This window comes from Streptomyces glaucescens (assembly GCF_000761215.1).
In the GTDB taxonomy this organism is placed as follows: Bacteria; Actinomycetota; Actinomycetes; order Streptomycetales; family Streptomycetaceae; genus Streptomyces; species Streptomyces glaucescens_B.
Window position 1 is genome coordinate 4592825 of sequence record NZ_CP009438.1, and the last position, 25474, is coordinate 4618298.

Genomic DNA, 25474 nt, shown 5'->3' on the forward strand with positions numbered 1-25474 from the left:
AGCTAGCGGAAAGAGAGAGGTAATCCAATGGCTGGACCCCAGCGCCGCGGAAGCGGTGCCGGTGGCGGCGAGCGGCGGGACCGGAAGGGCCGTGACGGCGGCGCTGCTGCCGCCGAGAAGACCGCGTACGTTGAGCGCGTTGTCGCGATCAACCGCGTCGCCAAGGTTGTGAAGGGTGGTCGTCGCTTCAGCTTCACCGCGCTGGTCGTGGTGGGCGACGGTGACGGCACCGTGGGTGTCGGTTACGGCAAGGCCAAGGAGGTGCCGGCCGCCATCGCCAAGGGCGTTGAGGAGGCCAAGAAGCACTTCTTCAAGGTCCCCCGTATCCAGGGCACCATCCCGCACCCCATCCAGGGTGAGAAGGCTGCCGGCGTCGTGCTGCTCAAGCCCGCGTCGCCCGGTACCGGTGTGATCGCCGGTGGTCCGGTGCGTGCCGTGCTCGAGTGCGCCGGTATCCACGACGTGCTGTCGAAGTCGCTCGGCTCCGACAACGCCATCAACATCGTGCACGCGACCGTGGAGGCCCTCAAGGGCCTGCAGCGTCCCGAGGAGATCGCGGCCCGCCGTGGTCTGCCGCTCGAGGACGTCGCTCCCGCGGCCCTGCTGCGTGCGCGTGCCGGGGTGGGTGCGTAATCATGGCGCAGCTCAAGATCACGCAGGTCAAGTCCTACATCGGCAGCAAGCAGAACCACCGTGACACCCTGCGGTCGCTTGGTCTCAAGGGGATCAACACCGTGGTCGTCAAGGAGGACCGCCCCGAGTTCCGCGGCATGGTGCACACCGTCCGCCACCTCGTGACGGTCGAGGAGGTCGACTGATCATGGCGGAGAACAACCCGCTGAAGATCCACAACCTCCGTCCCGCCCCGGGCGCCAAGACCGCCAAGACCCGTGTCGGTCGTGGTGAGGCGTCGAAGGGTAAGACGGCCGGTCGTGGTACCAAGGGCACCAAGGCCCGCTACCAGGTTCCGGAGAGCTTCGAGGGTGGCCAGATGCCGCTCCACATGCGTCTCCCGAAGCTCAAGGGCTTCAAGAACCCGTTCAAGACCGAGTACCAGGTCGTGAACCTCGACAAGCTGGCCGCGCTGTACCCGGAGGGTGGCGAGGTCACCGTCGAGGGTCTCGTCGCCAAGGGTGCCGTTCGCAAGAACAGCCTCGTCAAGGTGCTCGGCCAGGGCGAGATCTCCGTGGCGCTGCAGGTGACGGTCGACGCCATCTCCGGCTCCGCCAAGGAGAAGATCACCGCCGCCGGCGGTACCGTCACCGAGCTCGTCTGAGTCCATCAGGCGTCTCGATGACTTGAGCGATCCCGACCGGGGATACCCCACAAATGGGGTATCCCCGGTTGGTCGTTCCTTGGGTGGCAGTCTCGCCGGTAAGGTGGCCTGCACTGCCAACTTTCACCGGGTGCCGCACGCCGGGCACTCCGGGCGAGAGTTGACCGTTACGTATTCGTCGAACCTCAAGACCGTCACCCTTGACGCAGATGCGCGGGGGTCGCAGGAGGCACCGTGCTCACCGCGTTCGCCCGGGCGTTCAAGACGCCCGACCTGCGCAAGAAGCTGCTCTTCACGCTCGGCATCATCGTGGTGTACCGGATCGGTACGCACATCCCGATCCCGGGTGTCGACTACCGGAACGTCCAGACCTGTATCGACGTGGCCAAGGGCAACCAGGGTCTCTTCGGTCTGGTCAACATGTTCAGTGGCGGCGCACTGCTGCAGATCACGATCTTCGCGCTGGGCATCATGCCGTACATCACCGCGAGCATCATCCTCCAGCTGCTGACGGTGGTGATCCCGCGCCTGGAAGCCCTGAAGAAGGAGGGGCAGACCGGCACGGCGAAGATCACGCAGTACACCCGCTACCTGACCGTGGCGCTCGCCGTCCTCCAGGGCACCGGCCTGGTGGCCACCGCCCGCAGCGGCGCCCTCTTCAACGGCTGCCCGGTGGCCTCGGAGATCGTCCCGGACCAGTCCATCTTCGTGACCGTCACCATGGTCATCACGATGACCGCCGGCACCGCCGTCGTCATGTGGCTGGGCGAGCTGGTCACCGACCGCGGCATCGGCAACGGCATGTCGATCCTGATGTTCATCTCGATCGCCGCCACCTTCCCGTCGGCGCTGTGGGCCATCAAGCAGCAGGGCTCCCTGGCCGACGGCTGGATCGAATTCGGCACCGTGATCCTCGTCGGCCTGTTCATGGTCGGCCTGGTGGTCTTCGTCGAGCAGGCCCAGCGCCGGATTCCCGTCCAGTACGCGAAGCGCATGATCGGCCGCCGGTCCTACGGCGGGACGTCGACGTACATCCCGCTGAAGGTCAACCAGGCCGGTGTGATTCCCGTCATCTTCGCGTCGTCGCTGCTCTACATCCCGGCACTGATCGTGCAGTTCTCCAACTCCACGTCAGGCTGGGCGAGCTGGATCCAGAACAATCTCGCGGACACCGCCGCGCCGGTTCACATCACGATCTACTTCTTCCTGATTGTCTTCTTCGCGTTCTTCTACGTGGCGATCTCGTTCAACCCCGAGGAAGTCGCGGACAACATGAAGAAGTATGGTGGCTTCATCCCGGGCATCCGGGCTGGCCGACCGACCGCTGAGTACCTGTCCTACGTGCTCAACCGGATCACCTGGCCGGGTTCGCTGTATCTGGGTCTGATCGCTCTCGTGCCGACAATGGCGTTGGCCGGTTTCGGTGCAAACCAGAACTTCCCGTTCGGCGGGACCAGCATCCTGATCATCGTGGGTGTCGGACTCGAGACGGTGAAGCAGATCGAGAGCCAGCTCCAGCAGCGCAATTACGAAGGGTTCCTCCGCTGATGCGAATCGTCCTCGTCGGGCCGCCGGGTGCCGGTAAGGGAACGCAAGCCACGCGCCTTGCCGAGAAGCTGTCGATCCCGCACATCTCCACGGGCGACCTGTTCCGCGCCAACATCAGCCGGCAGACGGAGCTCGGCAAGCTCGCGAAGTCCTACATGGACGCCGGCAACCTGGTGCCGGACGAGGTCACGATCGCGATGGCCAAGGACCGCATGGAGCAGCCGGACGCCGAGAACGGCTTCCTCCTCGACGGTTTCCCGCGCAACGTGTCGCAGGCCGAGGCGCTGGACGAGCTGCTCACCACCGAGGACATGCGGCTGGACGCGGTGCTCGACCTGGAGGCCCCGGAGGACGAGGTCGTCAAGCGGATCGCCGGCCGGCGGATCTGCCGCAAGGACTCCAGCCACGTCTTCCACGTCACGTACAGCAAGCCGAAGACCGAGGGCGTCTGCGACGTCTGCGGCGGTGAGCTGTACCAGCGTGACGACGACGCCGAGGACACGGTCCGCAAGCGGCTCGAGGTCTACCACACGCAGACCGAGCCGATCATCGACTACTACAAGGCGCAGGGGCTGGTCGTCACCATCTCCGCGCTGGGTGCGGTGGACGAGGTCACGGGACGCGCCATGGAGGCGCTGAAGCGTGACGGCGACGGCGCGTAGCCGTCCGATGCGGTACCGGCCGTGGCGCCCCGAGGGGTGCCACGGCCGTACTGTTGTGTACGTAACCGGTTGACGTGAGTGACGGAGAGCGCAGGGCCCCCATGGTGCAGATCAAGACCCCCGAGCAGATCGCCAAGATGCGTGCGGCGGGGCTGGTCGTCGCAGCCATCCACGCGGCCACCCGGGAGGCCGCGGTACCCGGCGCCTCCACCAAGGACCTCGACCAGGTGGCGCGCAAGGTGCTGGCCGAGCACGGGGCGAAGTCCAACTTCCTCGGCTACGGCGGTTTCCCGGCGACCATCTGCACCTCGGTGAACGACGTGGTGGTCCACGGCATCCCCTCCGAGGACGTCGTCCTGAAGGACGGCGACATCATCTCCATCGACTGCGGCGCGATCGTCGACGGCTGGCACGGTGACGCCGCCTACACGGCGTTCGTGGGCTCCGGCCACGCCCCGGAGCTGATCGAGCTCTCCCGGGTGACCGAGGAGTCGATGTGGGCCGGCATCGCGGCCATGAAGCAGGGCAACCGGCTCGTCGACATCTCCCGGGCCATCGAGACGTACATCCGCCGCCAGCCCAAGCCCGGCGGCGGCCGGTACGGGATCATCGAGGACTACGGCGGCCACGGCATCGGCTCCGAGATGCACATGGACCCGCACCTGCTGAACTACGTCGACCGCCGCCGCGGCAAGGGCCCCAAGCTGGTCCCCGGTTTCTGCCTGGCCATCGAGCCGATGGTGTCCCTGGGCACCCCCAGGACGGAGGTCCTGGACGACGACTGGACGGTCATCACGACCGACGGCACCTGGTCGTCGCACTGGGAGCACTCGGTGGCCCTGACCGAGCAGGGTCCGCTCGTGCTGACGGCTCCCGACGGGGGCAAGGCGAAGCTGGCCGAGTTCGGCATCACGACGGCGCCGGATCCGCTCGCCTGACCACGGCGCCCGCCCGGGACCGCCGGCCGTCGGCCGGCGCGGCCCGCCCTGATCCCGCGGCGCCCGGCTCCGGCCCCGGACGGCGCGTGGCGCGCCGGTCCGGCGGCCGCGCCTGTCCGGCTGCGCCGGGTCGCCCCGGTGCGGCCCGCATAATGATCTGTTCCGCGGGGCAGACTGCCTCGATTCGTTTTTCCGGGTGCCCTGACGTAGACTGACTCGTCGGCTCTTGTGTACCCGCATGCCTGCATGCGCTCACACTGAGTCGATCAAGGTAGTCGATTCGAAGGGCGAAGCGTGGCCAAGAAGCAAGGTGCCATCGAGATCGAGGGCACTGTCGTCGAGTCTCTTCCGAACGCCATGTTCAAGGTCGAGCTCCAGAACGGCCACCAGGTCCTGGCACACATCAGCGGCAAGATGCGCATGCACTACATCCGCATCCTCCCTGACGACCGGGTCGTGGTGGAGCTGTCTCCGTACGACCTGACGCGTGGCCGGATCGTCTACCGGTACAAGTAGATCTTGCCCACGCCCCGTGCCCTCCCTGTGCGCGGGGCCGCCGGCAACTGACCCGGAGAACCTCACATCCCATGAAGGTCAAGCCGAGCGTCAAGAAGATCTGCGACAAGTGCAGGGTGATCCGCCGTCACGGCCGGGTCATGATCATTTGCGAGAACCCGCGCCACAAGCAGCGCCAGGGCTGATCGCACACGGATCACACCCTCTGCACCGACATCGCAGAGACTTCGCGCGACGCGAGCTGAATATGTTCATACGCAGCACCCAAGCCCCCTCGGGCTTGACACCCCCGGTTCGGAGGCCGGGGACCCAGTTCGTACCTGGTACGGCGGCTGGGAGTCGGTGCTGCGGAAGACCTCCGAAGATCAACTGGAGCCATTGAATGGCACGCGTTTCCGGTGTTGACATCCCGCGCGAAAAGCGCGTGGAGATCGCCCTCACCTACGTGTTCGGCATCGGCCGGACCCTCTCGCAGCAGACGCTCGCTGCCACCGGCGTGGACCCGAACACCCGTGTTCGCGACCTCACCGAAGAGCAGCTCGTGGCGATCCGCGAGTACGTCGACAACAACATCAAGACCGAGGGTGACCTCCGTCGCGAGATCCAGGCCGACATCCGCCGCAAGGTCGAGATCGGCACCTACCAGGGTCTGCGTCACCGTCGCGGTCTGCCTGTCCGCGGTCAGCGCACCAGCACCAACGCGCGTACCCGCAAGGGCCCGCGTCGCGCCATCGCCGGCAAGAAGAAGCCGGGCAAGAAGTAGTCCACGCAGCGGTCTTGCCAGCTGTCGTAGGACCGACCACCTCCCGTAGGAGAACGACATGCCCCCCAAGGGTCGTCAGGGCGCTGCCAAGAAGGTGCGCCGCAAGGAAAAGAAGAACGTCGCTCACGGCCACGCGCACATCAAGAGCACGTTCAACAACACGATCGTCTCGATCACGGACCCGTCCGGCAACGTGATCTCCTGGGCCTCCGCCGGCCACGTCGGCTTCAAGGGCTCCCGGAAGTCCACGCCGTTCGCCGCGCAGATGGCCGCCGAGTCGGCTGCCCGCCGCGCCCAGGAGCACGGCATGCGCAAGGTCGACGTGTTCGTGAAGGGCCCGGGTTCCGGTCGTGAGACCGCGATCCGTTCGCTCCAGGCCACCGGTCTCGAGGTCGGCTCCATCCAGGACGTCACCCCGACCCCGCACAACGGCTGCCGTCCGCCGAAGCGCCGCCGCGTCTGACGCCCGGCTGCTTCGAGCAGACCGCGGGTTCCGGGCGGTACGGCACCGTAAAAGGTCCGTGCCGCCCGTACCCTTGCAGTACCCGCACCGTCATCTCATGGGTGCGGTTTCCGTCGGACGTCAAATAGCGGGCGTCCACGAATGAAGGATCTGATCCACACATGCTGATCGCTCAGCGTCCCTCGTTGACCGAAGAGGTCGTCGACGAGTTCCGCTCCCGGTTCGTGATCGAGCCGCTGGAGCCGGGCTTCGGCTACACCCTCGGCAACTCCCTCCGCCGTACCCTCCTGTCGTCGATCCCGGGTGCCGCCGTCACCTCGATCCGGATCGACGGCGTCCTGCACGAGTTCACCACCGTGCCGGGCGTCAAGGAGGACGTCACCGACCTGATCCTCAACATCAAGCAGCTGGTCGTCTCCTCGGAGCACGACGAGCCGGTCGTGATGTACCTGCGCAAGCAGGGCCCGGGTCTCGTCACCGCCGCCGACATCGCGCCCCCGGCCGGTGTCGAGGTGCACAACCCCGACCTGGTCCTCGCCACGCTCAACGGCAAGGGCAAGCTGGAGATGGAGCTGACGGTCGAGCGTGGCCGCGGTTACGTCTCCGCCGTGCAGAACAAGCAGGTCGGCCAGGAGATCGGCCGCATCCCGGTCGACTCCATCTACTCGCCGGTGCTCAAGGTCACGTACAAGGTCGAGGCCACGCGTGTCGAGCAGCGCACCGACTTCGACAAGCTGATCGTCGACGTCGAGACCAAGCAGGCGATGCGTCCGCGTGACGCCATGGCCTCCGCGGGCAAGACGCTGGTCGAGCTGTTCGGTCTCGCCCGCGAGCTGAACATCGACGCCGAGGGCATCGACATGGGTCCGTCCCCGACGGATGCCGCGCTCGCCGCCGACCTGGCGCTGCCGATCGAGGAGCTGGAGCTCACCGTCCGGTCGTACAACTGCCTCAAGCGCGAGGGCATCCACTCCGTGGGTGAGCTCGTCGCCCGGTCCGAGGCGGACCTGCTCGACATCCGCAACTTCGGTGCGAAGTCCATCGACGAGGTCAAGGCCAAGCTGGCCGGCATGGGCCTCGCGCTCAAGGACTCCCCGCCCGGATTCGACCCGACCGCCGCCGCGGACGCCTTCGGCGCGGACGACGACGCGGACGCCGGGTTCGTGGAGACCGAGCAGTACTGAGAGCTCGGGCCGTTCCGGTCCGTACTCGGGTGAGGGTCGCCGCGCCGTGTCGCGCGGTTGCCCGCACCCCGCTCCGAGCGCGGCCCCTCGCGGGGTCAGCGCCCGGATCTCCGACGGGCAACCGCTCGCTCGGATACTGACCCCGGTACCTGATACGGCCGGGGCAGACACACAGGAGAAGAACCATGCCGAAGCCCACCAAGGGTGCCCGTCTGGGCGGCAGTGCCGCGCACGAGAAGCTGCTGCTCGCGAACCTCGCGAAGTCGCTCTTCGAGCACGGCAAGATCACGACCACGGAGGCGAAGGCCCGCCGCCTGCGCCCGTACGCCGAGCGTCTGATCACCAAGGCGAAGAAGGGCGACCTTCACAACCGCCGCCAGGTGCTCCAGGTCATCACGGACAAGAGCGTCGTCCACACGCTCTTCACCGAGATCGGCCCGCGCTACGAGAACCGCCCGGGTGGCTACACCCGCATCACCAAGATCGGTAACCGCCGGGGCGACAACGCGCCCATGGCCGTGATCGAGCTGGTCGAGGCGCTGACCGTGGCGCAGCAGGCGACCGGTGAGGCCGAGGCCGCCACCAAGCGTGCGGTCAAGGAGGCCGAGGAGGCCAAGGCCGAGGAGACCAAGGCCGACGAGGCCGAGGCCGCCGAGGCTCCCGCCGAGGAGTCGAAGGACGCGTAAGCGTTCCGTGCCCTTCCGGGTGCCGACGGGCCCGCTCCCCCAGGGAGCGGGCCCGTCGGCGTGTGCGCACAAGATCAGCGCAACCCTGGGGCGGGTTCGAAGGTCATGCATGTGCGCCGGTCGGCCGGCGTACTCGACATCCGAACCACTGGGGGTCCCATGCCTTCTCTCGCCGCGGTGCGGCGCAGCATCTCCGTCCTCGCGCTGGCCGCGCTGGCCGGCACGGCGCTCGGCAGTCCCGCGCAGGCGCAGGAGGAACCGCTGCCGGTGTCCGTGACCGGACCCGACAGCGTGAACCTGTCGATGTACCAGGACCCGAACGGGTCGACGGAGCCGCAGATCGAGCTGGGGCTGCGGGCACCGGGGGAGCCGGTCCCCGACGAGAACGGTGTGACCTACCCCATCCACACCGGCGACTACACGGTCACCGTCGACGCCAGCTCCCTGGCCGGCGTCGCGGCGGTCGACTTCTCCGCTCTCGGCGGGTGGCGGGGCTGCTCCGTCGACGGGCTGGTCGCCACCTGCCCGGGCACCGAGATCTACGCGGGCGAGGACTACAACCGCCTCGGCGGCATCCGCCTCGACGTCACCGACGAGAGCGCCGCGGGCGACACCGGCAGCATCCGGGTCACGGCCGCGGGCGAGGGTCTCGCCTTCACCGGGCACACGGTGGACGTGCTCGTCGGCGGCCCCGAGCTGCTGAACAAGCAGCTGGCCGAGCCCGCGGGCTTCCAGGCCGGCGACACCTTCCAGGCGCCGCTGGGCTTCCGCAACGTCGGCGGGCTGGGCGGCGACGGCGTCCTGCTCCGGGTCTCCGGCACCCGGGGCCTGTCCTTCCCCGCCACCTTCGGCAACTGCTGGTACGACCCGCGTGACCCGGAGGACCTGCTCGGCCGGTCCGAGGCGCTGTGCGTCTTCGACGGCGAGTTCGCCGGGGACGCGGCCTACGGGCTGAGCGTGCCGTTCCCGGTGCAGACGGCCGGGTTCGCGCTCTACGACGCGATGTCGTACAGCTTCACCGCGGTCCCCGCCGCCCAGGCCCGGGAACTGCTGGCCCAGGGCGACCACCAGCCGGGCACCGGACCGGCGCTGGAGCTCGTCCGGCTGCCGGAGGCCGACCCGGCCGGCTACAGCCGCTGGGCGGAGCTCGACATCCCGACGAAGAACACCTTCGACCTGGACCTGACCGGTGAGCGGCTGCGGGCCCGCCAGGGCGACACGGTGTCCGTGGACATCGGCTTCGCCAACCACGGTCCCGCCTGGCTCGCCCTGCTCCGCTCCGGCGGCGAGCCGATCTCCTTCGCGGTGGAGCTGCCGCCGGGGACGACGGCCACCACGGTGCCCGAGAACTGCCGGCCCGGCTGGGAGGGCTCCGAGGCCGACTACCACTGCTTCGTCGGCACGCCGGTCCTGGAGGACGACACCCGGACCTTCACCTTCGGCCTGCGGGTCGACGAGGTGATCAGGAACGCCACCGGGCGCGCGTACTTCCCGTACACGATGCCGAATGAGGGCGATCCGGCGAACGACTCCGGGTCGATCGTGCTGAACCCGACGCGCAAGGGCTGATCACCGGCCGGAGCGGTCGTGGCGGGCCCGCCCTCCGGGGCGGGCCCGCTCGCGTTCCTGAGAGGATTCACGGGTGAGTGACGAAGTACAGCCCGGACACGTGCGGGTACGCCTGGACCTTTCCTACGACGGCACCGAGTTCTCCGGCTGGGCCAAGCAGGCCGGCGGGCGGCGCACCGTGCAGGGCGAGATCGAGGACGCGCTGCGGACGGTGACCCGGTCCCCGGAGACCTTCGAGCTGACGGTCGCCGGGCGGACCGACGCCGGAGTGCACGCGCGCGGGCAGGTGGCGCACGTGGACCTGCCCGAGGCGGTCTGGCGCGAGCACCACCAGAAGCTGCTGAAGCGGCTCGCGGGACGGCTGCCGCGGGACGTGCGGGTCTGGGCGCTGCGCGAGGCGCCGAGCGGGTTCGACGCGCGGTTCTCGGCCGTGTGGCGGCGCTACGCGTACCGGGTGACGGACAACCCCGGGGGCGTGGACCCGCTGCTGAGGGGCCACGTGCTGTGGCACGACTGGCCGCTCGACGTGGACGCCATGAACGAGGCGGCGCGGGGGCTGCTCGGGGAGCACGACTTCGCGGCGTACTGCAAGAAGCGGGAGGGTGCGACGACCATCCGCACGCTCCAGGAACTGAGCCTGGTCCGCGGGGACGACGGGATCATCACCGCGACCGTGCGGGCCGACGCCTTCTGCCACAACATGGTGCGCTCGCTGATCGGGGCGCTGCTGTTCGTCGGCGACGGGCACCGGCCGCCGGACTGGCCGGCCGAGGTGCTGGCGGCGGGCGTACGGGACTCGGCCGTGCACGTCGTACGGCCGCACGGGCTGACGCTGGAGGAGGTCGGCTATCCGGCCGACGAACTGCTCGCGGCGCGCAGCAGGGAGGCGCGGAACAAGCGGTCGCTGCCGGGAGTGACCGGCGGCGGGTGCTGCTGACGCCCGGTGCCGGCAGGGGGACTCGCCGAGTGGAGTCCCCCCGGGCCGCCGGTCAGTGATCACCCGGCCAGGACCTTGCCGAAGGCAGGCTTCGTGGAACCGCTCCCCGATGCCCGGTGACCAGAAGTGCCGGTACGGGGACTGGCTGCCGTCGTCGGCTAGTCGGTGCCGGTCTCGGCGAGGGCCAGTCCATGATGCCGAGCGCCGCACTCTGACCGTCGGTCAGGTACTCGCGGAACCTGAGCGGGCCGGCGGACACCCACGACAGGACCGGTGATCGGCCAGCACGTGGAGCCGCACCACGAGCGGTACAGCCCCCACCGGCCGCGGCGCCGAGCAGACCGAGCCGGCCGTGCGTCCGCGCCGCGCCGCGTCACCCGCCCGGGCGGGCGAGCGGACCGGCGGTGGCCGTCACCCCTCGGCCGCGGCGGCGGATGCCTGGGCCTCGCCGCGCCGGCGGATCTGACGGAAGGTGAACTCCGCGAGGTCGTCGCCGGTGGCGAAGACCTCCGTGTCCTTCGTGGTGACGTCCTTGCCGTCGGTGAATCCGGCGATCGTGAAGTAGGCGTACCGGCCGAAGGAGTTGGTCGTCGTCCGGCAGACGGCCGCGTTGCAGAAGGGCTGCACGCCGCCGCCGTCGAGGGACTTCACGATGCTCTTGTCGTCGGCCTGTTCCTTCGCCTTCGTGGCCTGCGCCTCGGTGTCGAAGACGGCCACCCCGACCGTGACCGCGATCCCGTCCTTGGTGTAGGTGACCCGCAGCAGCCGGGTGCAGTCGTTCGCGGTGAGCACCTTGGGGAGGGTCTGCCGGGCGGCCGACGCGCAGCTGGTGGTGTCGGCGGTCGGGCCCTTCTTGTACACCGTGTCGCCCATGGTGAGCTGGGTGCCGGGGAAGAGGATCTGCGGGCTGAGCGCCGCGGTGTCCTTCTCCTTGCTGGAGACGAAGTCCTTCGGGTCCAGCGGCGGCGGGGCGCTGGTCGGGGCGAAGGACGGCGGCGCGGCCGTGGACGTGCCGGGGATGTCCGCGGTGGCGGGCAGCTGGGACGTCTGGTTGTTCGCCTGCCCGCCGTCACCGTTCGCCGAGACGACGGCCATGGCGACGGCCGTGCCGATGGCGACGGTGGCGAGCGCGCCGCCGCCGACGAACAGCAGCCGGCGCCGCTTGTTGCGCGCCTCGGATGCCTCGGCGAGCGCGGCCCAGTCCGGGGTCTGGTCGCTGCCGCTGTTCCAGGACTGCTGCTGCGACTGAGGTGTCCAGGGATCCCACTGAGACTGGGGTCCCCCCTGCCCAAAGCTCATGGGGCGCATCTTAGACGGGCCGGGCGGCGCGCTGGTCCGCTGCCGCCGGCTCCCGACCCCCTAGCGTGCGGTGCATGAATTCCGGTGAAAATCCGTTGAAGGGCGATATTTCCGGGTGGCTGGTACGGCCGGCCACCTGGCACCTGTGGGCCGTGCCGGCGATCGTGGCCGGCGGGCAGGCGGTGCGGGTGGCGCTGCTCAGCCCGGACGGCGGCATGGACAACGCGATCGTCGTCCGCGCGGCGCGCACCTGGCTGGCCGGCGGCTCCCCGTACGACGACCCGCACTTCCTCTACCTGCCGAGCGCGGTGCTCGCCGCGGCCCCGCAGGCCCTGCTGCCCCCGTCGTGGCTGCGGCTGCTGGTCCCGCCGGTGGTGACCGTCCTGCTGGCCGGGGCCTGGGCGCTCGCGCTGCGGCTGCACCGGGTGCCGCTGGGCAGCAGGTTCGCCGCGCTGGGGCTGGCCGGGCTCGCGGCCGGGTTCGCGCCGTTCGCGCACCTGGTGCAGCTGGCCAACTGGACGGTCACGGCGGCCGTCGCCCTGCCGCTGGCGCTGCTGCTCGCGGGGCGCGGGCGCTGGACGGCGGCGGGCGTGGTGATCGGCGCGGCGGTGGCCCTCAAGCCGCTGCTGGCGCCGCTGGTGCTGCTGTTCCTGTTCGCCCGCCGGTGGCGGGCGCTGGCCGCGACCGTCCTGGTCCCGGCGGCGGCCTCGGCCGGGGCGGGCCTGCTGATGCCGGACCCGGCGGCCTTCTTCACGCGCACGCTGCCGTTCCTGCTGGCGGGCGACGACTCCTTCGTGCGGCTCTACGAGGCCTCCCCGGCGGCGGTGCTGCCGCGCCTCGGGGTGCCGCCGGACCTGGCCGGGCTGCTCGCCGCGGCGGCGGCCGGGGCGGGGGTGCTGTGCGCGTACCGGCGGTGGCGGCGGGCCGGTCCTGGCCCGCTGCGGCTGCCGGAGACGGCGGCGGCCCTGATGCTCTCCGCGTTCCTGGTCTCCCGGCCCTCGTACGACCACTACCTGCTGGTGGTGCTGCCGCTGCTGCTGGCCGGCCTGCCCTGCGCCGGGTCGGCGGCCCGGCGGCCCTGGTTCTGGCTGGCCCTGGTCCCGCAGCTGCCGACGCCGGGCCTGCCGTACCTGGATCCGCCCGGCCGCCGCGCCTTCAAGGACGCGCTCACGCTGTGTGTCCTGGCCGCCACCGTGGCCGCGCACTGCGCCCGTGGCGGGCCGCGGGGCACGGGCCGCCTCGTCGGGCCGCGGCGCGAACGGAGCGGCGGCGCGGCTCGCGTACCCTGAAAGGGTGCGGATGCCGGGCTCTCACCCCGGTGATCCCGCGTTTTGACCCGTCCGGGTCGGCGCGGGTATCCTGCATGTTCGTTGTGTATTGGCTTGCTCATTCTCACGGGACGGGCCCTTACACCGGTCCACCGGGCCGATGACCAGCGACCAGCACGCGGTTTGCGTCACCGCGGTGCGGTCAAGGCTGTCGTGATCGTTTCGGTGACCTTGTCTAGGACCATTCACTCGAAGCGAAGGCTACGAACCGTGCGTACGTACAGCCCCAAGCCCGGCGATGTGACGCGCCAGTGGCACGTCATCGACGCTCAGGACGTTGTCCTGGGCCGTCTCGCCAGCACCGCCGCCACCCTTCTGCGGGGCAAGCACAAGCCGATCTACGCGCCGCACGTCGACGCTGGTGACTTCGTCATCATCATCAACGCCGACAAGGTGCACCTCTCCGGCAACAAGCGGACCCAGAAGATGGCGTACCGCCACTCCGGCTACCCGGGTGGTCTGCGCTCCGTCCGTTACGACGAGCTGCTCGACAAGAACCCCGAGAAGGCCATCGAGAAGGCCGTCAAGGGCATGCTCCCCAAGAACACTCTGGGCCGTCAGATGCTCTCGAAGCTGAAGGTCTACAAGGGTGACCAGCACCCGCACGGCGCGCAGCAGCCGCAGCCGTACGAGATCACCCAGGTCGCGCAGTAAGTCCGGCCACCCCCTAAGACTGAACAGAATCTGAGGAGAATCGTGGCCGAGACCACTGCCGAGCAGCCGCTCGAAGAGCTTGACATCGACAGCTACACCACCGAGTCCGAGGTCCCCGTCGAGGGCGAGTACACCTCGGAGTCCATGGCCTCCCGCTTCGGCGACCCGCAGCCGGCCGCCGGCCTGGGCCGCCGCAAGGAAGCCATCGCCCGCGTCCGGATCGTTCCGGGCACCGGCAAGTGGAAGATCAACGGTCGCACCCTCGAGGACTACTTCCCGAACAAGGTGCACCAGCAGGAAGTCAACGAGCCCTTCAAGGTGCTGGAGCTCGAGGGCCGTTACGACGTCATCGCCCGTATCTCTGGTGGCGGTGTCTCCGGTCAGGCCGGTGCGCTCCGTCTCGGTGTCGCCCGTGCGCTGAACGAGGCCGACGTCGACAACAACCGCGGCCCGCTGAAGAAGGCCGGCTTCCTCAAGCGCGACGACCGTGCGGTCGAGCGCAAGAAGGCCGGTCTGAAGAAGGCCCGCAAGGCTCCGCAGTACAGCAAGCGCTAATCACAGCTGCCTGCTCGTACTCCGAACGCCCCGGCGGCACGCCACTGTGCCGCCGGGGCGTTCGTTTATTCACCACCACAGGCGTATAACGGCACAAGACGCTCTAAGGCTTGTGCGATCGGATGACCGGGTGCGGTGTGTGCCGCCCCGGATTCACGGAGGCCGCGCCTCGCACACCCGCCCGGGCCGCAAGCGGCGGGGCTTTCCGGAACAGATGTTTCCTCAGGAGGACAAGTGGGACGACTCTTCGGCACGGACGGCGTGCGCGGTGTCGCCAACGCGGACCTGACCGCCGAGATGGCGCTCGGACTGTCCGTCGCGGCGGCCCACGTGCTGGCCGAGGCGGGCACCTTCGAGGGCCATCGGCCGACCGCGGTGGTCGGGCGTGACCCGCGCGCGTCCGGGGAGTTCCTGGAGGCCGCCGTGGTCGCGGGCCTCGCCAGCGCGGGCGTGGACGTGCTGCGCGTCGGCGTGCTGCCGACCCCCGCGGTGGCGTACCTCACCGGGGCACTCGGTGCCGACCTGGGCGTCATGCTCTCCGCCAGCCACAACGCCATGCCCGACAACGGCATCAAGTTCTTCGCCCGGGGCGGCCACAAACTCCCCGACGACATCGAGGACCGCATCGAGTCGGTCTACGAGGAGCACCGCACCGGCGCGCCGTGGGACCGGCCGACCGGGGCCGGCGTCGGCCGGGTGCGCTCCTACGAGGAGGGCGCCGGCCAGTACGTCGAGCACCTGCTCAGCGTGCTGCCGAACCGGCTCGACGGCCTGAGGATCGTCCTCGACGAGGCGCACGGCGCGGCCTCCCGGGTGTCCCCGGACGCCTTCGCGCGGGCCGGTGCCGAGGTGATCACCATCGGCGCCGAACCCGACGGGCTCAACATCAACGACGGGTGCGGCTCCACCCACCTCGGGCTGCTCAAGGCCGCCGTCGTCGAGCACGGCGCGGACTTCGGCATCGCGCACGACGGCGACGCCGACCGCTGCCTCGCCGTGGACCACACCGGCGAGGAGGTCGACGGCGACCAGATCCTGGCCGTGCTGGCACTGGCCATGCGCGAGCGCTCGGTGCTGCGCTCCGACACCGTCGTCGCCACCGTGATGTCCAACCTCGGCTTCAAGCTCGCCCTGGAACGCGAGGGCATCCGGCTCGTGCAGACCGCGGTCGGCGACCGGTACGTGCTGGAGGAGATGAAGGAGCACGGCTTCGCCCTCGGCGGCGAGCAGTCCGGGCACGTGATCATCCTCGACCACGCGACCACCGGTGACGGCACGCTGACCGGCCTGCTGCTGGCCGCCCGGGTCGCGCAGAGCGGGCGGTCGCTGCGGGACCTGGCGTCCGTCATGGAGCGGCTGCCGCAGGTGCTGGTCAACGTGCCCGACGTGGACAAGTCGCGGGTGTCGACCTCGGCCGACCTGGCGGCCGCCGTCGCCGAGGCGGAGCGGGAGCTGGGGGCCACCGGCCGGGTGCTGCTGCGGCCCTCCGGGACCGAGCCGCTGGTCCGGGTGATGGTGGAAGCGGCGGACATCGAGCAGGCCCGCTCCGTGGCGGGGCGGCTGGCCGACGCCGTGAAGTCCGCGCTGGGGTAGTCCCGGCCGGGGCGCGGGGTGCCGGGCGGCACCGGCCACGGGACGACCGTGGCCGGTCGCGCGGCTCCCCGCGCCCCTTCCTGCGTCACGGGGTGCCCGACGGGCGGGACTTCCCGGCCCACAGCGCCTTCTGGGCCAGGAGGGTCAGCGTGCCGGCCAGGACGATGCCCAGCAGGTTCAGCAGGAGCTGTTCCGTGGAGCCCCAGGCCTGGCGGTAGGCGCCGTAGCTGAAGGCGACCGCTGCGTTGGCGGCGGCCGGGACCGTCGTGACCGAGATGGCGACGCCGACCAGGGCGCCGGACTTCGCCGAGGTCAGCGAGAGGGTGCCGGCGCAGCCCGCCAGGACCGCCACGACGAAGGAGAACCAGTCGGGGCGGTAGATGAAGTTGGTGTTGGGCCGTTCGGCGTCCACGGCTTCGGCGCTGAACAGGTCGACGGCGTCCATGAAATAGCTGAACCCGGCCGTGACCAGCATCGCCGCGGCGAAGCCGGCCAGCAGCGCGATCAGGGAGCGCAGGGCCAGCCGGGGACGGCGCTGGACGAGGGCCGTGCACAGTCCGGCCAGCGGGCCGAACTCCGGGCCCACCGCCATCGCGCCGACGATCAGGATCGCGTTGTCGAGGACCACACCACAGGCCGCGATCATCGTGGCCAGGGTGATGAACGCGAGATAGGTGACGGAGAGGGTCGACTCCTCGTGCGTGGCCTCCGCGAGCTGGTCCCACACGACCGCGTCGGCGGCCTCGCCGGGCGCCGCCCGCTCCGCCTCCTCGGCACGCCTGGACAGGGTGAGGTCGACGTTCTCGGCCGTGATCGAGCCGCACTCGTCGAGGCCGAAGGCCCGCAGTCCCTCGATGAGTTCGTCCGCCGCCTCCCGGGCCACGTCGCACATCACGACGTCTCCGGCGGGGTCGCGGGCGGCGTCCGGCAGCACGACCAGGTGGGTGGTGCCGACCGTGTTCTCGATCAGGCCGACCACGGCGTCGGTCCTCCCGGCCGGAATGATCAGGCGCAGATGCAGCATGGCGCCTTTGTAGCAGGCGCCCCCTGACGGGCCTACAGCTTGCGCAGGCTCAGGCGCTGCACCGTGTGGTCCGGGCCCTTGCGCAGGACCAGGGTGGCACGGCCCCGGGTGGGGGCGATGTTCTCCACCAGGTTGGGCTTGTTGATGGTCCGCCACATCGTGCGGGCGTAGTCCAGGGCCTCCTCCTCCGACACCTGGGTGTACCTGCGGAAGTAGGAGGAGGGGTTCTGGAAGGCGGTGGCGCGCAGCTTGCGGAACCGGTTGAGGTACCAGCGCTCGATGTCCTCGGCGCGGGCGTCGACGTACACGCTGAAGTCGAAGTAGTCGGCGAGGCCGACCCGGGTGCGGCCGTCCTTGCCGGGCAGCGCGGGCTGGAGGACGTTCAGGCCCTCCACGATGAGGATGTCGGGGCGGCGCACGACGAGGCGTTCGCCGGGCACGATGTCGTAGATGAGGTGGGAGTAGACGGGGGCGGTGACCTCGTCCTTCCCGGCCTTGATGTCGGCGACGAAGCGGGTCAGGGCGCGGCGGTCGTAGGACTCCGGGAAGCCCTTGCGGGACATCAGGCCGCGGGCCTGGAGTTCCCGGGTGGGCAGCAGGAAGCCGTCCGTGGTGACCAGTTCGACGCGGGGGTGCTCCGGCCAGCGCGAGAGCAGCGCCTGGAGCAGGCGGGCGACGGTGGACTTGCCGACGGCGACCGATCCGGCGACCCCTATCACGAACGGGGTGCCCGACTGGGAGCCCTGTTCGCCCAGGAACGTGTTGAGCGCGCCGCGCAGGCCGTCGGTGGCGCCGACGTAGAGGTTGAGCAGCCGGGACAGCGGGAGGTAGATGTCCCGCACCTCGTCGAGGTCGATGACGTCGCCGAGGCCGCGCAGCTTCTCGACCTCCTCGGCGGTGAGCGGCAGCGGCGTCTTGTCGCGCAGCGCGCTCCACTCGGCGCGGGTGAGGTCGACGTAGGGAGTCGCCTCCGGGCGGGGCCGGTGGGCGCTCCGGGGCATCGAGGAGACCGGGGAGATCACAGTCCATTGTTACGGGAGTACGAACGGACGGCGGGGTGGGATCCGTCACGCGGGAAACGGAACCCCGCACCGGGCGCGGATACCGGGAGGAAGCGGGCGAACGGGGGGAATGTCAGTGGCGTGCGTCACAGTTGTGGGAAGGGTGGGCCCGGCCCGGGTCCACCGTCCCCGAGGGGTGACCCATGACGTATGCGATAGAGGCGGAAGGCCTGGTCAAGCGGTTCAGGGAGACGGAGGCGCTGGCCGGCGTCGACCTCGCGGCCCGCAAGGGCTCGGTGCTCGGACTGCTGGGCCCCAACGGCGCGGGGAAGACCACGGCGGTGCGGATCTTCGCGACGCTGCTGCGCCCGGACCGCGGCACGGCGCGGGTGGCGGGGCACGACGTGGTCCGGGAGGCCGGGGTGGTGCGTTCCCTGGTCGGTCTGACCGGGCAGTACGCCGCGGTCGACGAGAACCTGACCGGCACGGAGAACCTGCTGCTCATCGGCCGTCTGCTGGGGATGCCGCGGCGGACCGCCAAGGCGCGGGCCGCGGAGCTGCTGGAGCGCTTCGGGCTGACGCACGCGGCCGGGCGGGCCGTGAAGACCTTCTCCGGCGGGATGCGCCGCCGCCTGGACCTCGCGGCCAGTCTCGTCGGCCGGCCCAGCATCCTCTTCCTCGACGAGCCGACCACCGGCCTCGACCCGCACAGCCGCGGCGAGCTGTGGGGCATGCTGCGCGCTCTCGTCGCGGACGGGGCGACGGCCCTGCTGACCACGCAGTACCTGAACGAGGCCGATGTGCTCGCCGACGACATCGTGGTCATCGACAAGGGCCGGGTGATCGCCGAAGGCACCCCCGACCAGCTGAAGTCGCAGGTCGGCGGGCAGGTGCTGGAGCTCCGGCCGATCCTCGGCCGGGACCTGACGCGGGCCCACGCCCTGGTGGCGGGGGCCGCCGGAGCACAGGCCAGGATCGAGGGAGAGACGGTCACCGCCCCGGTGAAGGACGCCGAGCTGATGCCGGCCGTCGTGCGCGCACTGGACCGGGAGGGCATCGCGGTGGGGGAGCTGGCGCTGCGCCGCTCCTCGCTCGACGAGGTCTTCCTCGCCCTGACCGGTCACCGCGCCGAGCCCGGGGCGCCCGACGGCGACGGCGGCGCGGCCGTCGGGGAGGAAGAGAACGAGCCGCGGAAGGCGGTGGTGCGGCCATGACCGCCGGCACCGTCACCGCACCGGTCGGCGCCTCGGGCCGGGTGCCGCCCCTGGCCGGGATGCGGCAGACCTTCACGATGGCCTGGCGCAGCCTGGTCGCCGTGAAGCACAACCCGCTCGAACTGGTCGACTACAGCATCACGCCGATCATGTTCGTGTTCCTCTTCACCTATGTGCTGGGCGGCCAGATGGCCGGATCCCCGGAGGCGTACCTGAAGTACGCGCTGCCGGGGATCATCGTGCAGAACACCCTGTTCATGACGATGTACACGGCGATGGCCCTCAACACCGACCTCACCAAGGGCGTCTTCGACCGGCTGCGCAGCCTGCCGATCGCCCGCTCCGCGCCGCTGGTCGGGCGGATCACCGCGGACCTCGCCAAGCACGTGTGGGCGATGCTGCTGATGATCGGCCTCGGGCTGCTGCTCGGCTTCCGGATCACCGGGGGATTCGGCGGGTTCCTGCTCGGCGTGGTGCTGCTGGTGGTGTTCGCCGCGGCCGTGTCGTGGAGCGCGGTGCTGATCGGGATGCTCGCCGGGGACGCGGAGAAGGTGCAGGCGTTCGCGTTCACGCTGATCTTCCCGATCACCTTCACCAGCAGCGCGTTCGTCGTCGTGGACACCATGCCGGGGTGGCTCCAGGCGTGGAGCGACGTGAATCCGGTGACCCATCTGTCGGACGCGTTCCGCGGGCTGCTGCTCGGCGGGCCGGTGGCGGAGCCGGTCCTGTGGTCGCTGGTCTGGGCGGCGGGGATCGCGCTGGTCTTCTGTCCGCTGGCGATGCGCGCGTACCGCGCCAAGACCTGAGAAGGGGCCCGGAGAGGCGTACGAGACTCGTACCCCGGTGGGAATTTCCGATTCCGGGCACGCGGAAGCGGGTTCCGGGCGCGGAACGACCGTAGGCTGCCGCTCATGTGCGGAATCGTGGGATACGTGGGGCCGCAGGCGGCGCTCGATGTCGTGATGGCCGGGCTGAAGCGGCTGGAGTACCGGGGCTACGACTCCGCGGGCGTCGCCGTGCTCGCGGACGGCGGGCTGGCCGCCGCCAAGCGGGCCGGGAAGCTGGACAACCTGGAGAAGGAACTGGCGGAGCGGCCCCTGCCGACCGGGACCACCGGCATCGGGCACACCCGCTGGGCCACCCACGGCGGCCCGACCGACGCCAACGCCCACCCGCACCTGGACAACGCGGGCCGGGTCGCCGTCGTCCACAACGGCATCATCGAGAACTTCGCCGCGCTGCGTGCCGAACTCACCGAGCGCGGACACGAGCTGAGCTCGGAGACCGACACCGAGGTCGTGGCGCACCTGCTCGCCGAGGAGTTCTCCTCGTGCGCGGACCTCGCCGAGGCGATGCGGCTGGTGTGCCGGCGGCTGGAGGGCGCGTTCACCCTGGTCGCGGTGCACGCCGACGAGCCGGACGTGGTGGTCGGCGCCCGCCGCAACTCCCCGCTCGTCGTCGGCGTCGGTGAGGACGAGGCCTTCCTCGCCTCGGACGTCGCCGCGTTCATCGCCCACACCCGCGACGCGATCGAACTCGGCCAGGACCAGGTGGCCGAGCTCCGCCGGGACGGCGTGACCGTCACCGGCTTCGACGGCCGCCCCGCCGACGTGCGCGCCTACCACGTCGACTGGGACGCCTCGGCCGCCGAGAAGGGCGGCTACGACTACTTCATGCTCAAGGAGATCGCCGAGCAGCCCAAGGCGGTCGCCGACACCCTGCTCGGCCGCGTCGACGCGTCCGGATCGCTCACACTGGACGAGGTGCGCATCCCGCCGAACGTGCTGCGCGAGGCCGACAAGGTCGTCATCGTGGCGTGCGGTACGGCCTTCCACGCCGGGCTGATCGCCAAGTACGCCATCGAGCACTGGACGCGGATCCCCTGCGAGGTGGAGCTGGCCAGCGAGTTCCGCTACCGCGACCCGATTCTCGACCCGCAGACGCTGGTCATCGCGATCTCCCAGTCCGGCGAGACCATGGACACCCTGATGGCCCTGCGGCACGCCCGCGAGCAGGGCTCCCGGGTGCTGGCGATCTGCAACACCAACGGCTCGACGATCCCGCGCGAGTCGGACGCCGTGCTCTACACGCACGCCGGACCCGAGGTCGCCGTCGCCTCCACGAAGGCGTTCCTCACCCAGCTCGTCGCCTGCTACCTGGTCGCCCTCTACCTGGGCCAGGTGCGCGGCACCAAGTGGGGCGACGAGATCCGGGACGTCGTCCGCGAGCTGTCGAAGATCGCCGGTGAGGTCGAGCGGGTGCTGGAGACCATGGGTCCGGTGCGGGAGCTGGCGCGCGGCCTCGCGCACAAGAACACCGTGCTCTTCCTCGGCCGTCACGTCGGCTACCCGGTGGCCCTGGAGGGCGCGCTCAAGCTCAAGGAACTGGCCTACATGCACGCCGAGGGCTTCGCGGCGGGCGAGCTGAAGCACGGGCCGATCGCGCTGATCGAGGAGGACCTGCCGGTCGTGGTGGTCGTGCCGTCGCCGCGCGGCCGGTCCGTGCTGCACGACAAGATCGTCTCCAACATCCAGGAGATCCGCGCCCGCGGCGCCCGCACCATCGTCATCGCCGAGGAGGGCGACGAGGCGGTCGTGCCGTACGCCGACCACCTCGTCCGCGTGCCCGCCACCCCCACCCTGCTCCAGCCACTGGTCGCGACGGTGCCGCTCCAGGTCTTCGCCTGCGAGCTGGCCACGGCCCGCGGCAACGAGGTGGACCAGCCGCGGAACCTGGCGAAGTCGGTGACCGTGGAGTAGGCGCGCCGGCGGACACGTCGGGCGACCGCACCGCCCCCGGGGCGCGCAGGCGTGCGGGGAGCGGGAGGCCGCCGCGGGCCGGCAGCCCGGGCACGCGGGCGTCCGCCCGTAGGGTGCTCGCCATGAGCATCATCGGAGTCGGAATCGACGTCGCCGAGATCGACCGCTTCGCGGCGTCCCTGGAGCGCACCCCCGCGCTGGCCCAGCGCCTGTTCCGGACGAGTGAACTGCTGCTGCCCAGCGGGGAACGCCGCGGCCCGGCGTCCCTCGCCGCCCGCTTCGCGGCGAAGGAGGCCCTGGCCAAGGCCCTGGGCGCGCCGCCCGGTCTGCTCTGGACGGACGCGGAGGTCTACGTCGAGGACAGCGGCCGGCCCCGGCTGCGGGTCACCGGCACGGTCGCGGCCCGGGCGGCCGAACTGGGCGTCCGCTCCTGGCATGTGTCCCTCAGTCATGACGCGGGGGTGGCCTCGGCGGTGGTGATCGCCGAGGGGTGAGCGCGCGCCGCCACCCGCCTCGGCGGAGAGGAACGGCCGCCGTGCGCGCGGCTCCTCCTGCCGTGCGACGGACAACCTGATCGACGTACGGGAGACTCGGACGCATGCGGACTGCGTACGGCGTGGAGACGGTCAGGGCGGCGGAGCGGGCACTGATGGCGCGGCTGCCGGAAGGCACCTTGATGCAGCGGGCGGCGGCGGGCCTCGCCACCGCCTGCGCGCAACTGCTGGGGCGGGTGTACGGCAGCCGGGTGGTGCTGCTCGTCGGCAGCGGGGACAACGGGGGCGACGCCCTCCACGCCGGGGCCCGGCTCGCCCGCCGGGGCGCGGGCGTCACGGCCGTCCTCCTCTCACCCGGGCGGGCGCACCCGGGCGGACTCGCGGCACTGCGCCGGGCGGGCGGCACGGTCGCGGACCCCGGAGCGGGGGAGCGCCTGATCGAGCGGGCCGACCTGGTCGTCGACGGGATCGTCGGCATCGGCGGCAAGGGCGGGCTGCGGGCCGAGGCCGTCCCCCTCGCCCGGGCCGCCGCGCGTTCCCGGGCCGCCGTCGTCGCCGTCGACCTGCCGAGCGGGGTCGACGCGGACACCGGCGAGGTGCGGGGCGCGGCCCTGCGGGCCGACCTGACCGTGACCTTCGGGACGCACAAGCCGGGGCTGCTGATCGATCCGGCGCGCGAGTACGCCGGCCCGGTACGGCTCGTCGACATCGGGCTCGGGGCCGAGCTGCCCGCCGATCCCGAGCTGGAGGCGCTCCAGCACGCGGAGGTGGCGGCGCTGCTGCCGGAGCCGGCGGCGGAGAGCGACAAGTACCGGCGCGGGGTGGTGGGCATCGCCGCCGGGTCGGCGCGGTACCCCGGGGCGGCGGTGCTGGCGGTCGCCGGGGCGCTGCGCGGGGGCGCCGGTGCGGTGCGGTACGTGGGGCCCGCCGGGGACGCGGTCATCGCCCGCTTCCCCGAGACGCTCGTGTCCGACCGGGGGCCGAAGCGGGCGGGGCGCGTCCAGGCCTGGGTCGTCGGGCCGGGCGCCGGGGACGACGCCGGGACGGTCGCGGAGGTGCTGGCGGCCGAGGTGCCCGTGCTCGTCGACGCCGACGGGCTGCGGCTGGCCGACGCCGGGGCCGTACGGGCGCGGACGGCGCCCACCCTCATGACCCCGCACGCCGGGGAGGCGGCGGCGCTGCTCGGGGTGAGCCGCGAGGAGGTCGAGGGGGCGCGGCTGGCGGCGGTGCGGGAGCTGGCGGGCCGGTACGGCGCGGCGGTGCTGCTGAAGGGGTCGTCGACCCTGGTGGCCCCGGCGGGTGGCGCGGGCACGGTCCGGGTGAACCCGACGGGCACCCCCTGGCTCGCCACGGCCGGCAGCGGGGACGTGCTGTCCGGGCTGGCGGGGTCGCTGCTGGCGGCGGGGCTCTCCGCGGTCGACGCGGGCAGCGCCGGGGCGTATCTGCACGGGCTGGCCGGGAGGTTCGCGGCCCAGGGGGCGCCGGTGGGGGCCCGGGACGTGGCGGAGGCGGTGCCGAGGGCCTGGCGGGACGTCCGTGCGGGCGCCCTCGGCCCGGGCGGCACGGGCTGAGCCGGGCGCCCGGCCGAGCCGGGCCCGGAGCCGGAGCCGCACCGGGGCGCCCGTGCGGGCCTCGGCGGCGGGCCGGTCCGGGTGCGGCGCGTGGCGACGAGGCCGCGGACCGGGACGTGTCCGTGCGGGACCGCGGCCAGGCGCCCGGGAACCGGCCCCGGCGAGCCGCCGCACCCCCGCGGTCGGCCGGGCCGCCGGGGGCCTCTGAGACACTGGGCGCGATGAGTACGACTGCACATCTGCCGACCGCCCCGCTGCGCGCCCGCGCCGAGATCGACCTGGCCGCGCTGCGCGCCAATGTGCGGGCCCTGCGTGCCCACGCGCCCGGCGCGGCCCTGATGGCCGTGGTGAAGTCCGAGGCGTACGGCCACGGCGCGGTGCCGTGTGCCCGCGCGGCCGTGGCGGCGGGGGCGACCTGGCTGGGCACCGCCACGCCGGAGGAGGCGCTGGTGCTGCGGGCCTCCGGGGCGGTCCCCGCGGACGTGCGGATCCTGTGCTGGCTGTGGACCCCCGGCGGGCCGTGGCGGGAGGCCGTCGAGGCCGGCATCGACGTGTCCCTGAGCGGGATGTGGGCGCTGCGGGAGGTCACCGCCGCCGCACGGCTGGCGGGAGCGCCGGCGCGGGTGCAGCTCAAGGCCGACACCGGGCTCGGGCGCAACGGCTGCCCGCCCGGCCGCGACTGGGAGGAACTGGTCGGGGCCGCGCTGCGCGCCGAGCGGGAGGGCCTGGTGCGCATCACCGGCCTGTGGTCGCACTTCGCCTGCGCCGACGAGCCGGGCCACCCCTCCGTCGCCGCCCAGCTCGCCCTGTTCCGCGAGATGGTGGCGTACGCGGAGGACCGGGGCGCGCGCCCGGAGGTGCGGCACATCGCCAACTCACCGGCCACCCTCACCCTCCCCGAGGCCCACTTCGACCTCGTCCGCCCGGGCATCGCGCTCTACGGCGTCTCGCCCAGCCCGGAACTCGGCACCCCCGCGGACTTCGGACTGCGGCCGGTCATGACCCTCTCCGCGTCACTGGCCCTGGTGAAGCAGGTGCCGGGCGGGCACGGCGTGAGCTACGGCCACCACTACACGACCCCGGGCGAGACCACCCTCGGCCTGGTCCCCCTCGGCTACGCGGACGGCATCCCCCGGCACGCCTCGGGCGCCGGACCGGTGCTGATCGGCGGCAAGTGGCGGACGGTCGCGGGGCGCGTGGCGATGGACCAGTTCGTCGTCGACCTCGGCGGTGACGAGCCCGCGCCGGGCGAGCAGGCGGTGCTGTTCGGGCCGGGCGATCGCGGGGAACCCACTGCGGAGGACTGGGCGCAGGCCGCGGGGACCATCGCGTACGAGATCGTGACGCGGATCGGGACCCGGGTGCCCCGCGTCTACGTGAACGAGGACCCGCACGAGGGTGCTCGGCCGGCGCACGGCGACGCCGGCCGGTGAGGAGCGG

At 71.5% G+C, this 25474-nt stretch carries 27 protein-coding genes; 24 read left to right on the forward strand and 3 right to left on the reverse strand.

All coding sequences use genetic code 11. The annotated features are described in order from the left end of the window. The first annotated feature begins 27 nt into the window (after window positions 1-27). The 14 genes from rpsE (at window position 28) to truA (ending at window position 10542) form a co-directional block, all read left to right on the forward strand. A complete protein-coding gene (gene rpsE, locus SGLAU_RS19970; RefSeq protein WP_014674381.1) occupies window positions 28-633 on the forward strand; it encodes a 30S ribosomal protein S5 in 606 nt (201 codons plus the stop codon). Between the two features lie 2 nt (window positions 634-635). After that, window positions 636-818, forward strand: coding sequence for a 50S ribosomal protein L30 (gene rpmD, locus SGLAU_RS19975; protein ID WP_003998814.1), 183 nt, complete (start codon window positions 636-638; stop codon window positions 816-818). Window positions 819-820: 2 nt separating this feature from the next. After that, window positions 821-1276, forward strand: a complete 456-nt coding sequence (gene rplO, locus SGLAU_RS19980; RefSeq protein WP_043503334.1) for a 50S ribosomal protein L15 — start codon at window positions 821-823, stop codon at window positions 1274-1276. A 234-nt stretch (window positions 1277-1510) separates the two neighbouring features. Then, window positions 1511-2824, forward strand: coding sequence for a preprotein translocase subunit SecY (gene secY, locus SGLAU_RS19985; protein ID WP_043503335.1), 1314 nt, complete (start codon window positions 1511-1513; stop codon window positions 2822-2824). Continuing rightward, window positions 2824-3486, forward strand: coding sequence for an adenylate kinase (locus tag SGLAU_RS19990; RefSeq protein ID WP_043503337.1), 663 nt, complete (start codon window positions 2824-2826; stop codon window positions 3484-3486). Before secY ends, SGLAU_RS19990 begins: the two co-directional genes overlap by 1 nt. Before the next feature lie 101 nt (window positions 3487-3587). Next, window positions 3588-4424 (forward strand): type I methionyl aminopeptidase, encoded by an 837-nt coding sequence (gene map, locus SGLAU_RS19995; RefSeq protein WP_043503340.1) that lies wholly within the window; start codon window positions 3588-3590, stop codon window positions 4422-4424. A 294-nt stretch (window positions 4425-4718) separates the two neighbouring features. Then, a complete protein-coding gene (infA, locus tag SGLAU_RS20000; RefSeq protein WP_003948620.1) occupies window positions 4719-4940 on the forward strand; it encodes a translation initiation factor IF-1 in 222 nt (73 codons plus the stop codon). 71 nt (window positions 4941-5011) lie between these two features. Further along, a complete protein-coding gene (gene rpmJ, locus SGLAU_RS20005) occupies window positions 5012-5125 on the forward strand; it encodes a 50S ribosomal protein L36 (RefSeq protein WP_004984509.1) in 114 nt (37 codons plus the stop codon). Window positions 5126-5322: 197 nt separating this feature from the next. After that, on the forward strand, window positions 5323-5703 hold the full coding sequence (gene rpsM, locus SGLAU_RS20010) for a 30S ribosomal protein S13 (protein WP_006130767.1): 381 nt from the start codon (window positions 5323-5325) through the stop codon (window positions 5701-5703). Window positions 5704-5761: 58 nt separating this feature from the next. Further along, a complete protein-coding gene (rpsK, locus tag SGLAU_RS20015) occupies window positions 5762-6166 on the forward strand; it encodes a 30S ribosomal protein S11 (RefSeq protein ID WP_003956432.1) in 405 nt (134 codons plus the stop codon). Between the two features lie 161 nt (window positions 6167-6327). After that, window positions 6328-7350: a DNA-directed RNA polymerase subunit alpha gene (locus SGLAU_RS20020; RefSeq protein WP_003966937.1), complete on the forward strand. Its 1023-nt coding sequence runs from the start codon at window positions 6328-6330 to the stop codon at window positions 7348-7350. 185 nt (window positions 7351-7535) lie between these two features. Beyond that, on the forward strand, window positions 7536-8036 hold the full coding sequence (gene rplQ, locus SGLAU_RS20025; RefSeq protein ID WP_043503343.1) for a 50S ribosomal protein L17: 501 nt from the start codon (window positions 7536-7538) through the stop codon (window positions 8034-8036). 159 nt (window positions 8037-8195) lie between these two features. Next, entirely contained in the window at window positions 8196-9605 is a 1410-nt protein-coding gene (locus tag SGLAU_RS20030) for a hypothetical protein (protein ID WP_043503344.1), read from the forward strand. A gap of 73 nt (window positions 9606-9678) precedes the next feature. Further along, the gene (gene truA, locus SGLAU_RS20035; RefSeq protein ID WP_043503345.1) at window positions 9679-10542 is read left to right on the forward strand and encodes a tRNA pseudouridine(38-40) synthase TruA; all 864 of its coding nucleotides are present in this window, start codon (window positions 9679-9681) and stop codon (window positions 10540-10542) included. 411 nt (window positions 10543-10953) lie between these two features. Here the strand turns inward: truA and SGLAU_RS20040 are convergent, their stop codons facing one another. Continuing rightward, entirely contained in the window at window positions 10954-11841 is an 888-nt protein-coding gene (locus SGLAU_RS20040; protein WP_043503347.1) for a hypothetical protein, read from the reverse strand. 74 nt (window positions 11842-11915) lie between these two features. Here SGLAU_RS20040 and SGLAU_RS20045 point away from each other — a divergent pair, with 74 nt between their 5' ends. The 4 genes from SGLAU_RS20045 (at window position 11916) to glmM (ending at window position 15971) form a co-directional block, all read left to right on the forward strand. Beyond that, window positions 11916-13130, forward strand: coding sequence for a glycosyltransferase 87 family protein (locus tag SGLAU_RS20045; RefSeq protein ID WP_043503348.1), 1215 nt, complete (start codon window positions 11916-11918; stop codon window positions 13128-13130). 249 nt (window positions 13131-13379) lie between these two features. Continuing rightward, window positions 13380-13823 carry a 50S ribosomal protein L13 gene (gene rplM / locus SGLAU_RS20050; protein WP_019754543.1) on the forward strand — a complete coding sequence of 148 codons (444 nt, stop codon included), beginning with the start codon at window positions 13380-13382 and terminating at the stop codon, window positions 13821-13823. A 42-nt stretch (window positions 13824-13865) separates the two neighbouring features. Continuing rightward, complete coding sequence (gene rpsI / locus SGLAU_RS20055) at window positions 13866-14378, forward strand: 30S ribosomal protein S9 (protein ID WP_043503351.1); 513 nt, start codon at window positions 13866-13868, stop codon at window positions 14376-14378. Window positions 14379-14612: 234 nt separating this feature from the next. Further along, complete coding sequence (gene glmM / locus SGLAU_RS20060; RefSeq protein WP_043503353.1) at window positions 14613-15971, forward strand: phosphoglucosamine mutase; 1359 nt, start codon at window positions 14613-14615, stop codon at window positions 15969-15971. A gap of 85 nt (window positions 15972-16056) precedes the next feature. Here glmM and SGLAU_RS20065 read toward each other — a convergent pair whose 3' ends face one another. Beyond that, window positions 16057-16995 (reverse strand): DUF389 domain-containing protein, encoded by a 939-nt coding sequence (locus tag SGLAU_RS20065; protein ID WP_043503355.1) that lies wholly within the window; start codon window positions 16993-16995, stop codon window positions 16057-16059. Window positions 16996-17027: 32 nt separating this feature from the next. Then, window positions 17028-17996, reverse strand: coding sequence for a type I pantothenate kinase (gene coaA / locus SGLAU_RS20070; protein ID WP_052414126.1), 969 nt, complete (start codon window positions 17994-17996; stop codon window positions 17028-17030). A gap of 203 nt (window positions 17997-18199) precedes the next feature. Between coaA and SGLAU_RS20075 the strand changes: the two genes are divergently transcribed. The 6 genes from SGLAU_RS20075 to alr all read left to right on the forward strand — a co-directional run bounded on the left by SGLAU_RS20075 (window position 18200) and on the right by alr (window position 25467). After that, window positions 18200-19210 (forward strand): daunorubicin resistance protein DrrA family ABC transporter ATP-binding protein, encoded by a 1011-nt coding sequence (locus SGLAU_RS20075; RefSeq protein ID WP_043503357.1) that lies wholly within the window; start codon window positions 18200-18202, stop codon window positions 19208-19210. Further along, on the forward strand, window positions 19207-20016 hold the full coding sequence (locus tag SGLAU_RS20080; RefSeq protein WP_043503358.1) for an ABC transporter permease: 810 nt from the start codon (window positions 19207-19209) through the stop codon (window positions 20014-20016). The genes SGLAU_RS20075 and SGLAU_RS20080 overlap by 4 nt, the downstream gene beginning before the upstream one ends. A gap of 105 nt (window positions 20017-20121) precedes the next feature. Beyond that, window positions 20122-21969 (forward strand): glutamine--fructose-6-phosphate transaminase (isomerizing), encoded by a 1848-nt coding sequence (gene glmS / locus SGLAU_RS20085; protein WP_043503360.1) that lies wholly within the window; start codon window positions 20122-20124, stop codon window positions 21967-21969. A 122-nt stretch (window positions 21970-22091) separates the two neighbouring features. Further along, window positions 22092-22463: a holo-ACP synthase gene (locus tag SGLAU_RS20090; protein WP_043503361.1), complete on the forward strand. Its 372-nt coding sequence runs from the start codon at window positions 22092-22094 to the stop codon at window positions 22461-22463. A 104-nt stretch (window positions 22464-22567) separates the two neighbouring features. Beyond that, window positions 22568-24034, forward strand: coding sequence for a bifunctional ADP-dependent NAD(P)H-hydrate dehydratase/NAD(P)H-hydrate epimerase (locus SGLAU_RS20095; RefSeq protein ID WP_043503362.1), 1467 nt, complete (start codon window positions 22568-22570; stop codon window positions 24032-24034). A gap of 221 nt (window positions 24035-24255) precedes the next feature. Next, window positions 24256-25467 carry an alanine racemase gene (gene alr / locus SGLAU_RS20100; RefSeq protein WP_043503363.1) on the forward strand — a complete coding sequence of 404 codons (1212 nt, stop codon included), beginning with the start codon at window positions 24256-24258 and terminating at the stop codon, window positions 25465-25467. Window positions 25468-25474: the final 7 nt, after the last annotated feature.